General features: G+C 67.3%; 15 protein-coding genes, 2 pseudogenes and 1 riboswitch. Of the genes and pseudogenes, 7 read left to right on the plus strand and 10 right to left on the minus strand.

What is annotated here, in order from left to right; all coding sequences use genetic code 11:
• Positions 1-191: 191 nt before the first annotated feature.
• Genes GNX96_RS39630 through GNX96_RS39645 form a run of 4 tightly spaced genes read right to left on the minus strand, consistent with a single transcriptional unit; the run spans position 192 to position 3,547 of the window.
• A complete protein-coding gene (locus GNX96_RS39630) occupies positions 192-1,013 on the minus strand; it encodes a metal ABC transporter permease (RefSeq protein ID WP_163572805.1) in 822 nt (273 codons plus the stop codon).
• Positions 1,010-1,864, minus strand: coding sequence for a metal ABC transporter permease (locus GNX96_RS39635; RefSeq protein ID WP_279582710.1), 855 nt, complete (start codon positions 1,862-1,864; stop codon positions 1,010-1,012). Before GNX96_RS39635 ends, GNX96_RS39630 begins: the two co-directional genes overlap by 4 nt.
• A complete protein-coding gene (locus tag GNX96_RS39640) occupies positions 1,861-2,625 on the minus strand; it encodes a metal ABC transporter ATP-binding protein (protein WP_163572806.1) in 765 nt (254 codons plus the stop codon). Before GNX96_RS39640 ends, GNX96_RS39635 begins: the two co-directional genes overlap by 4 nt.
• Entirely contained in the window at positions 2,612-3,547 is a 936-nt protein-coding gene (locus GNX96_RS39645) for a metal ABC transporter substrate-binding protein (protein WP_163572807.1), read from the minus strand. The genes GNX96_RS39640 and GNX96_RS39645 overlap by 14 nt, the downstream gene beginning before the upstream one ends.
• 576 nt (positions 3,548-4,123) lie before the next feature.
• On the opposite strand from GNX96_RS39645, the gene GNX96_RS39650 reads away from it, so the two are divergent.
• Both GNX96_RS39650 and GNX96_RS39655 read left to right on the plus strand, forming a co-directional pair.
• A complete protein-coding gene (locus GNX96_RS39650) occupies positions 4,124-4,459 on the plus strand; it encodes an ArsR/SmtB family transcription factor (protein WP_163572808.1) in 336 nt (111 codons plus the stop codon).
• Complete coding sequence (locus GNX96_RS39655; RefSeq protein ID WP_163572809.1) at positions 4,459-4,875, plus strand: Fur family transcriptional regulator; 417 nt, start codon at positions 4,459-4,461, stop codon at positions 4,873-4,875. The genes GNX96_RS39650 and GNX96_RS39655 overlap by 1 nt, the downstream gene beginning before the upstream one ends.
• A gap of 4 nt (positions 4,876-4,879) precedes the next feature.
• Here the strand turns inward: GNX96_RS39655 and GNX96_RS58800 are convergent, their stop codons facing one another.
• From GNX96_RS58800 to GNX96_RS39665, 3 genes and pseudogenes are all read right to left on the minus strand, one after another.
• Entirely contained in the window at positions 4,880-5,266 is a 387-nt protein-coding gene (locus tag GNX96_RS58800) for a TIGR03943 family putative permease subunit (protein ID WP_279582711.1), read from the minus strand.
• 40 nt (positions 5,267-5,306) lie between these two features.
• Positions 5,307-5,603 (minus strand): annotated as a pseudogene (locus GNX96_RS66055) (DUF1980 domain-containing protein); the annotation flags it as partial.
• Positions 5,600-6,546: pseudogene (locus GNX96_RS39665) on the minus strand (permease). The pseudogenes GNX96_RS66055 and GNX96_RS39665, both read right to left, overlap by 4 nt.
• A 182-nt stretch (positions 6,547-6,728) precedes the next feature.
• Positions 6,729-6,833: riboswitch (TPP riboswitch) on the plus strand.
• A gap of 86 nt (positions 6,834-6,919) precedes the next feature.
• Between GNX96_RS39665 and GNX96_RS39670 the strand changes: the two are divergent.
• From GNX96_RS39670 to GNX96_RS66060, 3 genes are all read left to right on the plus strand, one after another.
• Positions 6,920-7,519: an ECF transporter S component gene (locus GNX96_RS39670; protein WP_163572810.1), complete on the plus strand. Its 600-nt coding sequence runs from the start codon at positions 6,920-6,922 to the stop codon at positions 7,517-7,519.
• On the plus strand, positions 7,520-8,935 hold the full coding sequence (locus GNX96_RS39675) for an ABC transporter ATP-binding protein (RefSeq protein WP_279582712.1): 1,416 nt from the start codon (positions 7,520-7,522) through the stop codon (positions 8,933-8,935). It abuts the gene before it with no gap.
• Positions 8,936-9,154: 219 nt separating this feature from the next.
• Entirely contained in the window at positions 9,155-9,679 is a 525-nt protein-coding gene (locus GNX96_RS66060) for an energy-coupling factor transporter transmembrane component T (RefSeq protein ID WP_390624263.1), read from the plus strand.
• On the opposite strand, the gene GNX96_RS39685 is transcribed toward GNX96_RS66060, so the two are convergent.
• Complete coding sequence (locus GNX96_RS39685; protein ID WP_163572811.1) at positions 9,668-10,009, minus strand: hypothetical protein; 342 nt, start codon at positions 10,007-10,009, stop codon at positions 9,668-9,670. The genes GNX96_RS66060 and GNX96_RS39685 overlap by 12 nt on opposite strands.
• Positions 10,010-10,143: 134 nt before the next feature.
• On the opposite strand from GNX96_RS39685, the gene GNX96_RS39690 reads away from it, so the two are divergent.
• Both GNX96_RS39690 and GNX96_RS39695 read left to right on the plus strand, forming a co-directional pair.
• Positions 10,144-11,490 (plus strand): hypothetical protein, encoded by a 1,347-nt coding sequence (locus GNX96_RS39690; RefSeq protein ID WP_163572812.1) that lies wholly within the window; start codon positions 10,144-10,146, stop codon positions 11,488-11,490.
• Between the two features lie 257 nt (positions 11,491-11,747).
• Positions 11,748-12,617, plus strand: a complete 870-nt coding sequence (locus GNX96_RS39695) for a trypsin-like serine peptidase (RefSeq protein WP_279582714.1) — start codon at positions 11,748-11,750, stop codon at positions 12,615-12,617.
• A 64-nt stretch (positions 12,618-12,681) separates the two neighbouring features.
• Here GNX96_RS39695 and GNX96_RS39700 read toward each other — a convergent pair whose 3' ends face one another.
• Complete coding sequence (locus tag GNX96_RS39700; RefSeq protein ID WP_163572813.1) at positions 12,682-13,521, minus strand: isoprenyl transferase; 840 nt, start codon at positions 13,519-13,521, stop codon at positions 12,682-12,684.
• The gene (gene recO, locus GNX96_RS39705; RefSeq protein ID WP_163572814.1) at positions 13,473-14,198 is read right to left on the minus strand and encodes a DNA repair protein RecO; all 726 of its coding nucleotides are present in this window, start codon (positions 14,196-14,198) and stop codon (positions 13,473-13,475) included. The genes GNX96_RS39700 and recO overlap by 49 nt, the downstream gene beginning before the upstream one ends.
• Positions 14,199-14,372: the final 174 nt, after the last annotated feature.

A 14,372-nucleotide genomic window follows, 5' to 3' on the forward strand; every position in this document is an offset into this window, starting at 1 on the left:
CGCGGCGCCGCCGGGTTGAACGCGCGCTTATCTCGCGCGCGCGTCAACTTACGTAATGAAAACCCGCCACCCACCCCCCACCCTTCTGAAAGGGCGGGGCTCAAAATGTCACGACGGTACGACAGTTTCGCGCCGCACCCTAGGTAGACCTGCACAATCGGAATCCGATGTGTGCAGAAATGACCGCGAGGCTACAACGACACCCGGGCCGACGGCAGGAGGCGCGCCAACGCGCCATAGCGCGGCGACAGCAGCAGGGAAACAACGAAAGCCAGCGCGGCGAGCAAAGTGATGGCACCGCCGGCGGCCACGTTGGCCTCGCTGGAAATCAGCAGGCCGCCGAGCCCGGAGCCGACACCGATCACCACAGCGATCACTGTCGTCACGCCGATGCGATCGGTCCACAGCCGAGCGGCGGCAGCCGGAGCGACGATGAGGGCGACGGAAAGGATCGTGCCGACGGCCGGTACGGCGGTGACGACGACAGCTTCGACGAGGACCAGCACCAGCAGGTCGAGAGCGCCGACGCGGTAGCCGGCCGCGCGCATGCCGCCGGAGTCGAAAGCGCCGAAGACGAGTTCCTTGTGCAGAGCGAAAAGAACCACCAGCACCACCAGTGCGATGGCCCCGGTGGTGACCAGATCCGAGACTTGGACGGTCAAAACAGAGCCGACCAGGTACGCGGAGAGGTCTTTGGTGAAGCCGGCCTGCGCCGACAGCAGCGCCACGCCGAGCGCGAAACCGGCGGACAGCACCACGCCGGTGGCGGCGGTGGTGTCTTGGCGGCGAGACAGGGCGGAGACGGCGAAAGCGACCAGCAGTCCGACGACCGCGCCGCCGAGGTAGAGGTTGGCGCCGATCAGCGCGGCCAGTACCACTCCCGGGAAGGTCGCGTGCGTCATCGCCATCGTGAAGAAGGACAGCCGCCGGAGCACCACGTGCACGCCGACCACGCCGGCGAGCCCGCCGACCATGGCGACCTCCAGGACCGCTCGTACGAGGTAAGAGCTCATCGCGCGACCACCACTCTCCGGACACCTGCGTAAGCAAGAGCCAGCACGTACGCGGCGACCAGCGCCAACACCACGGTGGCGCCGGACGATAGGCGCACGCCTCCGTACACGGATGCGCCGAAACTGATCACCAGACCGGCATAGCCACCGAGCACCCCGACCACGCAGCCGATCCCGACCACCAGCCCCAGCCGGTCGACCAGCAGCCGGCCGGTCGCCGCCGGCACGATCAACAGCGCGATCACCAGCACCGTGCCAACCGCCTGCACAGCGGCCACCACGACCAGCGCGACCAGCACGTTCAGCACCAGGTCAAGAGCGGCGACCGGATAGCCGGCGGCCCGCGCCCCGACGCCGTCGAAGGCGCGAAGGACCAGTTCCTTGCCGATCACCACCAGGGTGAGTACGACGATCGCGGCCAGTACGGCGGTCTGTACGAGTTGCGACCCCGAAACGGTCAGCACGTGGCCAAACAGGAATGTCGTCAGATCGGACGTGTATTCGGTCTGCCGTGAGACGACGACGACTCCGACGGAGAACATCGCCGTCAGCAGGACCGCCAGAGCCGCGTCGGAGCTGACCCGGCGAGCGGCAGTGAGGACGGTCAGCGCGACGGCGGTCAGTACGCCGGCGATCAACGCGCCGACGAAGATGCCGCCCTCGCCGGCAGCCACAAACCCGATCACCACGCCCGGGAAAACCGTGTGCGTCAGCGTGTCAGCGGCGAAGGCGAGCTTGCGCAGCAGCACGAATGCGCTGACCACCCCACCGAGCACGCCCAGGATGCACAGCTCAAGGAGCGCGCGGGCCATGAACGGCAGCGAGAACGGGTCGATGAGGTAGGCGCTCACGGACGGGACACGATCACGTGGTCGCCGTGCAGTTCCAACGCCTGCCCGCCGTACGCGGCCTGCAGCAGCTCGGGCGTCAGCGTCGCGTCCGGCGGACCGAAACCGAACTGGTGCTTGTTGAGCAGGCAGACCTCTTCGCAGGAGACATGCGCGAGCGCGAGGTCGTGCGTACTCACCACGACAGCGGCGCCATCGGCCTTGAGTTTCGCGACCGCGGCCAGCAGCGCGTCCTGGCTGACCGCGTCAACGCCGTTGAACGGCTCGTCGAGCAGCAGCAACTTGGGCTGCTGGGCGATCGCGCGGGCCAGCAGTACGCGCTGGCGCTGGCCGCCGGACAAGGTCCCGAACCGGTCTTTCGCCCGGTCGGCCAAACCGACCTGATCGAGCGCGTCGGCGGCGATGGCCTTGTCCGTACGACCGGGCCGCCGCAGCCAGCCGACGCTGCGATAGCGGCCCATAAGGACAACGCCGGCGGCGGAGATCGGGAAGTCCTCGTCGAGGGTGTCGGCCTGCGGCACGTACGCGACCTTGGACCGGGACGCCGCCGGCGACCCGCCGAGCACGGTGATCGCGCCACGGGCCACCGGCACCAGGCCGAGGATGGCCTTGATCAGCGTTGACTTGCCGGCGCCGTTCGGGCCGACCAGCGCGACCGCCTCGCCGGCCCGCACTTCCCCGTGCACGTCCTGAAGGGCGAGCACGGATCCGTACGCGACGGTGACCCGGTCGAAGACGAGGGTGGGTTCGTTATTTGAGGGCATTGACGATCACGTCGGTGTTGTGCTCTTCCATCTGGAGGTAAGTGGCGCCGGCCGAACCTGCTGGGCCGAGAGTGTCACCGTACAAAGAGTCCTCCCCGGCCTCGACCTTCACCCCGGCTTCCTGCGCGATCGTGGCCGCGGTCTTGGGCGGCAGCGAGCTCTCCGAGAAGATCGCCTTGGTGTGGGTGGCCTTGATCTGGGCGACCAGGTTCTGGATGTCCTTGCCGGACAACTCGGCGGAGGTGTCGAAGCTCGGGATCACCGAACCAACGAACTGCAGGTGGTAGCGGTCGATGTAGTAGCCGAAGGCGTCGTGGTTGGTGACCAGCTTGCGGTCGTCCGCCGGCAGCGTGTCGATCTTCTTCGCGATGTCCGTGTCGAGGGCGCGCAGCTTCGCCACGTACGCGGTGAGGTTCGCCTGGTACGCCGACGCGCCGGCCGGGTCGGCCTTCGCGAACGCCTTCTCGATGTCGGTCGACATGATGATCGCGTTCAACGGGCTGTGCCAGATGTGCGGGTCGCCGACCTTCTCCTCGTCGGTGCCGTTGCCCTTGCGTACGCTCACGCCCGCGCTGGTGTCCACCACGGTTCCGCTGAAACCAGCCGACGAGATCGTTTGGTCCAGCCATTTCTCCAGGTCAACACCGTTCTTGACGACGAGCTTGGCCTTGCCGATGGTGGCGATGTCGGCCGGCGACGGGTCGTAGTCGTGCGGGTCGACGTTCGGTTTGAGGATCTGCGTGACCTGTACGCGCGAACCGCCGACCTGGCGGGCGAAGTCGGCGACCTGGGTGGTGGTGGCCACCACGGTCAGCTTGCCACTGGCCGCGAGCTGCGTGCCGGTGGCGGCCCCGCAGCCGGCGAGCCCGACCGCCAGTGCGGTCAGACCGACCGCGAGTGCGGCTGTCCCTGTACGTTTCACCCGGATCCTCCATGGCCTAACGACATTGATTTTCAACTCTATTGAAAACCATAACCGATGTCGTTTCCAATGGCGGGGTGTTCAACGCAACATTCGGCCATCCCTCCCACCGACGAATCGGCGGCCAGGTCTGGGTCCCGCAGAGGCGGCGGACCCAGACCTGGCCGCCGATCAGGCTGGCCACTCGGAGGGGTTTTGGCTGGTCAGCCCAGGGAGACCCCGGTGATCGACAGGGCCGGCAACTGAGAGCACACAGTCCGTACTGCATCTGGCGCTTCTCCTTCGTCCCGCGGCGGACTCGCGTCCATCTGGTCACTGCGGTATTTACCTTGCCCAATCGGATGAAATCCGACAAGAGGGCAACCGACCCCAGTGTCGCATTGGTGGACAGTGTCCGGATAACTTTGTGAACAAAGGCCGTCACCGCGCGTCGAGAAAACGACAAAGCATTCCAAAAACCCCAGGCATTCTTATGTACTCTGTGATAATTCGAGTACAGCCAGCATTTGCTGTGATGTCCGCCACTCCACCATTCATGCGTAACATTGCATATGAACATGCGTTACGGTGGGGCGCATGTCGGTCCAGGCTCAGAGCACCCCCACCAAGAGCAGCGGCGAAACCGGGACGTACCACCACTTCGCGGCGGCCGGCGAGCTGCTCCGGTCACTCGCCGCGCCGATCCGGATCGCGATCGTCACCGAGCTGTCCGCCGGTCCGCTGTGCGTTCACGAGCTGGTCGCCGCGCTCGGCGCACCGCAGCCGCTGGTGTCGCAACACCTGCGGGTGCTGCGGGTCGCCAAGCTGGTGACCACCGAGCGGCGCGGCCGGGAAATCGCGTACGCACTGACAGACCAGCACGTCGCCCAGATCGTGGCGGACGCGGTCTCACACGCTGGAGAGGTTCGCTGATGACGGGCAACACGGCCCACGCCGTACCGGGTCGGGCCACCCGGCAGCGCCGGGCGGTGGCCGTCCTGCTGTCCGAGACCGACGAGTTCCGCAGCGCGCAGGACCTGCACCGGCTGCTGTCCGAACGCGGCGAGGCGGTCGGCCTGACCACCGTTTATCGCACCCTGCAATCAATGGCCGACGCCGGCGACATCGACGTGATGCGGCCGCCCGGCGGCGAGCACCTCTACCGGCACTGCGGGCAGAACCAGCACCACCACCATCACCTGGTCTGCCGGCGCTGTGGCAAGGCCGTCGAGGTGGACGGCCCGCCGGCCGAGCGTTGGGTGGACAAGGTCGCTGAGGACAACGGCTTCACCGACCTCAGCCACACCTTCGACATCTTCGGCCTCTGCGCCGACTGCTCCTGCAAGTAGAACGCTATTCGTAGACCTCTTCGGGCGCCGCGATCCGCTTAGCGGAAGCGACCGACACGAACGGGATCGGCTGCCGGTTGAGCGGGTCGACGTCAGTGCCCGGGACGTACGTGCCGACGACGTTCAGCCAGGTGTTCGCGGACAGCCCGTCGGGCACGTTCCCGCGCATCTCGATCTTGATCGGCAGCGCGTCGGCCGCGCAGCACGTGATGACCATCCGGGTCAGGTAGAAACCGCCGCCGGGGCGCGGACTCGCGAAGCCGGTGAGCAGCAGATGGCGGCTGTTCAGCGACAGCCCCTGGTCCCAGATCGCCCGGGACGCATAGTCCAGCAGCGTCACCGGCACCGGATTGCCGGCCGGCAACGGCGGATACTGGGACTTCGCGGCCACCGCGGTGCGGCCGGGCCGGCCGCGTACGAGCCGAGAGGGCGGGCGGCCCGATCAGGAAGATCGCGAGCACCGGCAACACCAGCAGCCACGCGACGACCCCTCCCCCGTGCTTGTGGCCGTGCGCGTCACCCTCATCGTGGTCGTGGTCGTGCGTACGCGGCTGGAACAACTCACGGAAGAGCGTGACCAGCGCGATCACCACCAGGATCGCGCCGGCCGCGATCAGCAGCGGGCGTACGCCTGCCTTCACATATCGCAGGTAGACATCGCTGAGGCTGATCCGCAGCAAGGCCCCGCCAAACAGCAGCAGCAGGACACTGCGGGCTTCGGAGATCACAGCAGCACCAACCCCACACCCGTACCGATGATGATGGCCACCACGAAGGTCGCCGGCGCGAACCGCACCGCGAAGGCGCGGGAGAAGGCGCCGGCCTGCATCGCGAAGAGTTTCAGGTCGATCATCGGCCCGACCACCAGGAACACCAGCCGCGCGGTGAGCGAGAACTGAGTCAGCGACGCGGCCACAAAGGCGTTCCGCCTCCGAGCAGATGGACAGCACCACCGCGAGCACCGCGAGGCCGACCACGGCCAACACCGGGTTGTGCGCGATGGTCGCGAGCACCGAGGCCGGTACGAGCACATTGAGTGTCGCCGCGGTCAGCCCGCCCACCACCAGGAAGCCGCCAGCGGGCAGGAAGTCGGCGCGGGCGGTCTCCAGAAACGCCTGCCAACGCGGCATCCCGGTCAGCGCAGCCCGGCGCGGCGCGGCAGCCGGATCCACTCCGGCCTGCCGATCCGCATCCGCAGCCACAGCCAGCCCATCGCCACCGAGGTCAGCACCGACGCGGTGAACCGGGCCACCACCATCATCGGCTGGCCCGGGAAGGCGACCGCGGTGGCGACCAGCACGATCGGGTTGATCGCCGGGGCGGACAGCAAGAAAGCGAGCGCGCCGCGGCCGGTGCCACCCCCCGGCGCATCAGGCCGCCGGCAATCGGCACCGAGCCGCACTCGCAGCCCGGCAGCACCATCCCGGCCACGCCCGCCACCGGCACCGCGAGCACGGCCCGGGACGGCAGTACGCGAGCGAAGAAGTCCGGTGGAACCAGCACCGCCAGGCCAGCGCTGATCAGCACACCCAGCACCAGGAACGGCGTCGCCTGGACCACGATCGAGACAAAGACCGTCGCCCAGGTCTGCATGATCGGGGCGGTGAACGCGCCAACCACCAGACCACGGAAGGCGACGATGCCCACACAAACGAGGATCAGCGCGTACAAAGACCAGGGCCGTGGCGACTTTTCCGGAGAGGGCTCGTCGGTAGTCGGCTCGAGCGTACGAACCTCAGGGGACGGCACCTCGCCAGCGTAGCCGGCCGGTTTTCTCGCCCTGGCGGTTGTCCACAGGCTTTACCGGCCCTTTTCCCTCGATGAACCAATGCTGGCGTGTTACGGTCGCCGGGTCAGTACGACAGGGGAGCGCCGGACGCGCTGAGAGTGCGGGACAACCGCAGACCCTCAGACCTGATCTGGGTAATGCCAGCGCAGGAAGTCGATTCATCCGCTTCCGCTGCGATGCCGCATGCGCGGTTCCGTAGTGGATGCCGGATGAGCGTCGAAGCACTCCTCCTTCGAGCCAGAAGGAGGCCCACCCATGGCCAGCACCACCCTCCCACCCAGCCGCCGATGGCGAACCGTCGACATCGTGGTGACCGCGATCGTCGGCGTCGTCTTCGGTGCCGTTTTCTTCGGCTGGGGACCCGTCTACAGCCTGCTGTCCGTGCCGCTCAAGGGCGTCGCACCCCTTACCGGGCTGCTGTCCGGGGTGTGGTTCATCCCGGCCGTGCTGGCCCCGCTGCTGGTCCGCCGGCCGGGCGCCGCGCTGTTCGCGGAGCTGCTGGGCGCGGTCGTCGAGATGGTGATGGGCGGCCAGTACGGCTTCGCCACCCTGCTGTCCGGACTCGCGCAGGGCCTCGGCGCCGAGCTCGTCTTCTTCGCCTTCCGCTATCGCTCGTACTCGCTGCCGACCGCGCTGCTGCTGGCCGGCGCCGCGAGTGGCCTGGGCTGCGCGATCGTCGACGTGATCGTGTCGTACGCGGGCTTCGACCTCGGCTGGAAGGCGACCTACACGGTGGCCTGCATGGTCGGCGGGTTGGTGTTGGCCGGGCTGGTCTCGTGGCTGATCGCCCGTGGGCTGAGCGCGACCGGCGTGCTGTCGGCGCTCGCCGGCGGCCGCAAACAGACCCGGGTTTAGGTGCCTGGCAAGGACATTCGGCTGGCTGGCTGGGGATGGCGGCATCCGGGCCGCAAGGCGTGGGCGGTCCGGGGTGTCGACCTCAGCATCCAGCCGGGCGAACGAGTGCTGCTGCTGGGCGCTTCCGGTGCCGGCAAGAGCACGTTGTTGCGTGGGCTGGCCGGATTGCTGGATCCAGAGGTCGGAGACGAGGACGGTGTCCTTCAGATCGCTGGAGAACACCCGCGAGCGGCGGCCGAGCCGGTCGGCTATCTTCAGCAGGATCCAGAAAGTCAGCTGGTGATGGCCCGCTGCGGCGACGATGTGGCCTTTGGGCTGGAAAACCTCGCCGTACCAGCGCGGGAGATCTGGCCGCGAGTGGACGCCGCGCTGTCGACGGTCGGCTTCGGCTATCCGCGCGACTGGCCGACCGCCGCTCTTTCCGGCGGTGAGCAGCAGCGGCTCGCACTGGCCGGGGTTTTGGCTCAGCGGCCGGGTTTGCTGCTGTTGGACGAGCCGACCGCGAACGTCGACCCGGAAGGCGCCACCTCGGTACGCAAGGCCATCGACGCGGTGTTGGACGACACCGGCGCCACGCTCGTCCTGATCGAGCACCGCGTCGCCGAGTCGCTCGCGCTGGTCGACCGGGTGGTGGTGCTGTCCCCTTCGGGCGTACTGGCTGACGGTCGTCCGGACGACGTGCTGTCGACTCAGGGCGACGCGCTGACGGCTGCTGGTGTGTGGGTGCCCGGTGCGCCCGTACGAGCGCGCCGCTCCCCCACCAGCGATCGCGTTTCGTTGCTGTCGGCCGCTTCCGTACGAGTCGATCCGTCCATTGTGGACGACGTCTCGGTCAGCCTGCGGACCGCCGAGGTCACCGCGATCACCGGCCCGAACGGCGCCGGCAAGACGACCCTCGCGCGAGTGCTGGGCGGGCTCGTACGCCCGTCCGGCGGCCATGTCGAGGGCACCCCTGAATTGTCCGGCACCGACCGCAGACCGCCGTGGAAATGGCGGGCAAGTGACCTCGCCGGCCGGATCGGCGCGGTTTTCCAGGACCCCGAACACCAGTTCCTCACCGGCCGAGTCTGCGACGAGTTGTTGTTGCGTACGAAGGATGTTCGTCGAGCCGATGAGCTGTTGGCCAGGCTGCGGTTGGAAAAATTGGCCGCTGCGAACCCGTTCACCCTGTCCGGCGGAGAACAGCGCCGGCTCTCGGTCGCGACGGCTTTGGTGGCCGCGCCGGCTTTGCTGATTCTGGACGAGCCAACCTTCGGCCAGGACCGGAACACCTGGACCGAGTTGGTCGAAATGCTGGACGCCCTGCGCGCCGAGGGCGTCGGCATCGCGGTCGTCACCCACGACACCGCCTTCACCGAGGCGCTGGCCGACCGGGTGCTCTGGATGTCCGCCGGTCACCTGGAGCCCGCCGAATGACGACTTTCGCCCGTACCGCACCGGCTTTTCTGCACCGCCGCAACCCGGTCGCCAAACTGGCCGCCGGCCTGGTCGTCGCGGCCGCCGCGCTGGCCGCCCGCGACCCGGTCACCCCGGCTCTGCTGCTCGTCGGCTGCCTGGTCGCGCTGCCGCTGACTGGCCTCGGACCGGCCGCACTGGCCCGCCGCACCGCGGGCGTCCTGCTCGGGGCGCTCTCGGTTGGCCTCGCGAACGCGCTTTTCGGCAGCCCAGGCGGATGGGCAGTCGGCGGCGCGCTCGCGATGCGGGTGCTCGCGATCGCGCTTCCCGGCGTGCTCATGTTGTCCACCACCGACCCCACCGACCTGGCCGACTCGCTCGTTCCAGCAACTGCGCGCACCGGCCCGGTTCGCGTACGGGTCACTTGCCGCGCTCCGGCTGCTTCCGTTGCTGGCAACCGAATGGCAGACAATCGGGCTGGCCCGGCGGGCTCGCGGCGTGTCTTCCGGCGGAAATCCGGTAATTGCCGTAAGACTGCTCTTCGGCCGGGTTTTCACGCTGCTGGTCGGCGCGATCCGGCGCGCCAGCAGAATCGCGGCGGCAATGGACTCGCGCGGCTTCGACTCGCGGCTGCCTCGTACATACGCGCGCCAGCAAACCGTCGGCGGCACGGACGTACTTCTGTTGCTGGTAGCGGTATCGCTCGCGGTGGCCGCCACCGCGGTGAGCATTGCTGTGGGCAGCTGGCAGCCGTTAGTCAGCTGAGGGAAGGTTCTTGTCTGGCCGAAGAACGAGGTTGGCAACGTTGTTGTCGAGGTCGATCCTGGTCCGCGGCGGGGCACCGTCGCTTTTTCTTCCTCGCGCTGCATCAGCGACGACTGCTTTGAAGTCACGGCGATATGGTTTGGTGCCACGAAAAGCCAACTCGAACTCGTCGAGGCCGGCGCCGGTGATCGACATCGCGCCGAACATCTCCGGGTCGCGGCGCTTGCGCCACGGCAGCCAGCCGAGCCGCTTCACCACCAGCTTCTCGAAGGCTGCCGCCACGAGAAGCAACAGCACCAGGGCCGGGATCACCAAAGCGGCCGCTGTCATCACATCCACTTCCCCCTAACTCCGCCACGGCCACTTTGGTTCCGACCGGTCCACGCGAGCACATTTCGGCTATATCTCGGCTATATGTCCGGTCTATATGGTGATGAGTCCGTGCACCTGAGCCGGAGGTCGACATGCGCAGGCGTTCGCTCCCACTAATCGCGGCCGCACTGCTGGTGGCCGGCTTGTTGATCGCCACTCCCGCCCAGGCGGCCACCGGGCCGGCACTGTCCGCTTCGACACTGTCCGCGATGACCTTGACAGACAACGGCAGTTTCCCCGTGGTGACTGGACAACGCAACGCCGTGGAGGCAGCGGGCGCGCCGCTTACGGTGGTGCGGCTGAACACGATCATCGCCGGCGGCTACGACACCCGGGCGATCTGCCATCCGACCGACCTGCGGGTCACCGCGAGCGTGGCCGGTTTCTGTTGGACCACCACCGACGACAGCACCACGACCTGGTATCCGCAGGGCATCACCGGCAGCGGCGACGGCGTCAACGGCTCGGTGCTCTACCCGCCCTGCGATGGCTGCGCTGGACGGAAAATCGTCGCGGTGAGCTGGCACGGCACCAATGACGCGCTGGCCCGGGTCACTTTCGTCGATGTCGCCAATGGCACGTACCGGCATGTGCTTCTCGTCGAACCGGACAGCGCCTCGACGCGTTTTCACGCCGTAGAAAGCCATGCCGACGGCATCATGTGGTACGGAAACAAGCTTTTCCTGGTCAGCGGCGGAACCCGGGTCGTACGCGTCTTCGACCTGACACATTTCTGGCAGATGAGAGCACCACGTCCGGCGCGGTCGGTTGTACCGCGACGATCTGCTCGGCGGCGTATTCCGGCTTCGCGCTGCCGGAAATCGGCTACTACCAGTTCCCGGACGCGGCGGGCTGCGAACCGTTGCGTACCAACGATCCCTCCGCGCCCACCCATCCCTGCTTCACCAGCGTCTCGCTCGACCGGTCCACCGTCCCCGACTCGCTGGTCACCAGCGAATACGACGACCAGGGTCCACAGGGCCGCATCCTGCGCTGGCCCCTGGACGCCAGCACAGCACAGCTCAAACCCGGAGCGGACGGGCTCGTACGCCCCAGTCAAGGCTGGACTTCGCCCGTCTTCCGTATGCAGGGAGCCGTTTTCACCGGCGGCCACGGCATTATCTCAGGCCTGTGCCCCAACGGCGAGCCACCAGTCAGCAACATGCCGGCCGGCCCCAACAACGAGGCCGTCTACCACGGTTTCGCCAAGGCCTGCCTACATAAGGCGACTATCTCCGCGGCGGGACCCCCTCGACGTGCACTATTGGACGACGGCGCCCCTGAATTCGGAAAATGTCAGCTACTGGCCATCGAGCGGCGAGCTCTGGCTGCTCAACGAATTCCGCGGCTCCACCGACACATACGTGAATCCGCCCAAGGCGTACCCCGGCGACCGCCTCGTCCTCGCCCTGCACTGCCCCGCCCTCATCTGCTCCTAGCGCTTAAGGCCCACTTAAAAACCGTGGGCGGGCGGAAACCATAATTCTTCCTCAAATGGCCGGACATCTTTCGCAGAACACCCCAGCAAAGCCGGACAAATGCCACCCAACTTCGGGTGGCTCCCAAAAGATTTGGGGTTTCTGTTTTCCGGGTCTGGCAGGATGCCCGCAGTCCTGCATAATTCTGGCCGAACCCCGTTTCTCGCCCCACCCCAGGCATTTGGGGTCATTCCCATCTCCATCAGGAGGCGCTTTCCATGCTGAGATTCAGCAGAATCGCCGTTGTCCTCGCCGTGACCGCGCTGGCGTCGGCCGGTGTCTCGGCCGCGGCTGCGGCGGCTCCCACCGGTTCGGCCGTCGTACGAGTCATGGCCAACCAGGGCAAGGCCGCCGCGTACTGGACGCCCGACCGCATGCGCCATGCGCTGCCCGGCGATCGGCTGGTCGCCGACGATGTCCGCAAGGCGCGGCAAAACGGCTCGCTGAGCCACTTGGTTGAGCGCGGACAGCCGCAGAGCGCCCAGGCAATCGCGGCCGCTCCGAACATCGCACCGATCGCCCACATCGGCAAGGTTTTCATGACCCTGGACGGAACTGACTACGTCTGCTCCGGCAACTCGGTCACCAGTGGCAACCACGACGTGGTCGCCACCGCCGGCCACTGCGTGAAAGACGGCAGTGGCTCGTGGGTGTCGAACTTCGTCTTCGTGCCGGACTACAACAACGGCAGCGAGATCTACGGCGAGTATTCCGCACGTACGGTCGTCACCACGTCTGGCTGGGCGAATTCCGGGGATCTCAACTACGACACCGGATTCGCGGTCATGGCCGCGAACGGCAGCGAGCACGTGAACAACGGTGTCGGCGCTTCCGGCGTGGCCTTCAACCAGTCCCGCGGCCGCGCGTACACGCTCTACGGCTACCCGGCCGCGCCGCCTTTCAACGGTGAAACCCTGCAAACCTGCAGCGGCACCGCGCGGCAGGACAGCCAGGGCAGCACGGACCAGGGCGTCAGCTGCACCATGACGGCGGCGGCTCGTCCGGCGGCCCGTGGTTCCTCGGCAGCGGCGCCAACGGCCAGCAGAACTCGATCAACAGCTTCGGCTACAACAACATCGCGAACGTGATGTGGGGCCCCTACTGGGGATCGCAGATCCAGGGCGCCTACAACACCGCCAGCGCCGCCTAAAGTTACGGCTCCGGGACCGGATTTGGTACGGCACCGCCGTATCTCCGGTCCCGGGTCGCGTAAAGCTCGCAGGCGTACCAAAGATGCCGCCGGTCGAAGTCCGGGAACAGCGTGTCCAGGAAGACCATCTCGGCGTAGACCGACTGCCAGGGCAGGAAATTGGACGTCCGCTGCTCTCCTGATGAGCGTACGAACAAATCCACGTCCGGCAGATCTGGTTCATCCAGATAGCGCGCGAAAACCGCCTCGGTGATCCGGTCCGGATTCACCCGACCGTCCCTGACGTCCCGGGCCAGCGCCGCCGCGGCATCCACGATTTCCGCGCGACCGCCGTAATTCACGCACATGTTCAGCGTCATTTTGGTGTTGTGCCGAGTCATCTCCTCGGCGGTCTCCAGCTCGCCGATCACGCTTCGCCACAGCCGCGGCCGGCGACCGGACCAGCGCATGCGTACGCCCCGGGCATTGAGCTCATCGCGGCGGCGACGCAGCACGTTGCGGTTGAAGCCCATCAGGAAACGCACCTCGTCCGGCGAACGTTTCCAGTTCTCGGTGGAAAACGCGTACACCGACAGGCAGCCGACGCCCAGTTCCAAGCAGCCGTCGACGATGTCGAACAGCGAGAACTCGCCCTGCTTGTGACCCTCGATCCGAGGCAACCCGCGGGCCTTGGCCCACCGGCCGTTGCCATCCATCACCAGGGCGATGTGCTTGGGCACCAAATCCGCCGGAATAGTGGGCGGGCGTACGCCAGTGGGATGTGGTTGTGGTGCTTGCAAAACTCGCGCCGTCTTCACCGCTCGACCAGTTTCAACGATCTCAGTCCCCGCTCCAGGTGCCATTGCAAATGTGCCGCGGTCAGCCCGGAGGCCTCCCGCCGCGGCGCCGGGTCACTGCCGTCCGCGCTTTCCCAGTCCCCGGACAGCAACGCGCGCATCAGCATCATGCTCGCCGGCGCCGGGCTGGCCGAGCCGGCCGGCTTGCACGTACCGCAGACCGCGCCGCCGGCCGGCACCGAGAAGGCGCGATGCTCACCCGGCAGTCCGCAGACCGCGCACTCGTGCAGCGCCGGCGCCCAGCCGGCCACCGCCATCGCACGCAGCAAGTATGCGTCCAAAACGAGCGACGACGAGTGCTCGCCGGTGGACATCGTCCGGAGCGCGCCGACGGCCAGCAGGTATTGCCGCAGCGACGGCTCGTGGTCCTCGGTGAGGCGCTCGGCGGCCTCCACGATCGCACTGGCCGCCGTGTAGCGCGGGTAGTCCGACGCCATGTCCCGCCCGTACGGCGAGATGGTCTCGACCTGACTGACCACGTGCAACGACCGGCCGGTCGCCAGCTGCACGTCGACGTGGTTGAACGGCTCCAGCCGGGCGCCGAACCGGCTGGTGGTCTTGCGGATGCCCTTGGCGACGGCTCTTACGCGACCGTTGCGCTTGGTCAGCAGCGTGACGATGCGGTCGGCCTCGCCCAGCTTGTGCAGGCGCAGGACCACCGCGTCGTCTCGATAAAGGGGCACCCGCCAATCCTGCCACTTCCGCCCACACGGTCGGCGACCTTGGGTGTCGTGGCGCTCTTTAAGATTGGGCCTTCGACAATGCTAGGAAAGCGGGCACCAGTGCGAGAAGTGGCATCGACGGGCGCCAACGGGTGCCCCAGAGGGCACCAAGCCGTTCGGTTGATTGCAAACGAC

This window comes from Fodinicola feengrottensis (assembly GCF_010993775.1).
In the GTDB taxonomy this organism is placed as follows: domain Bacteria; phylum Actinomycetota; class Actinomycetes; order Mycobacteriales; family HKI-0501; genus Fodinicola; species Fodinicola feengrottensis.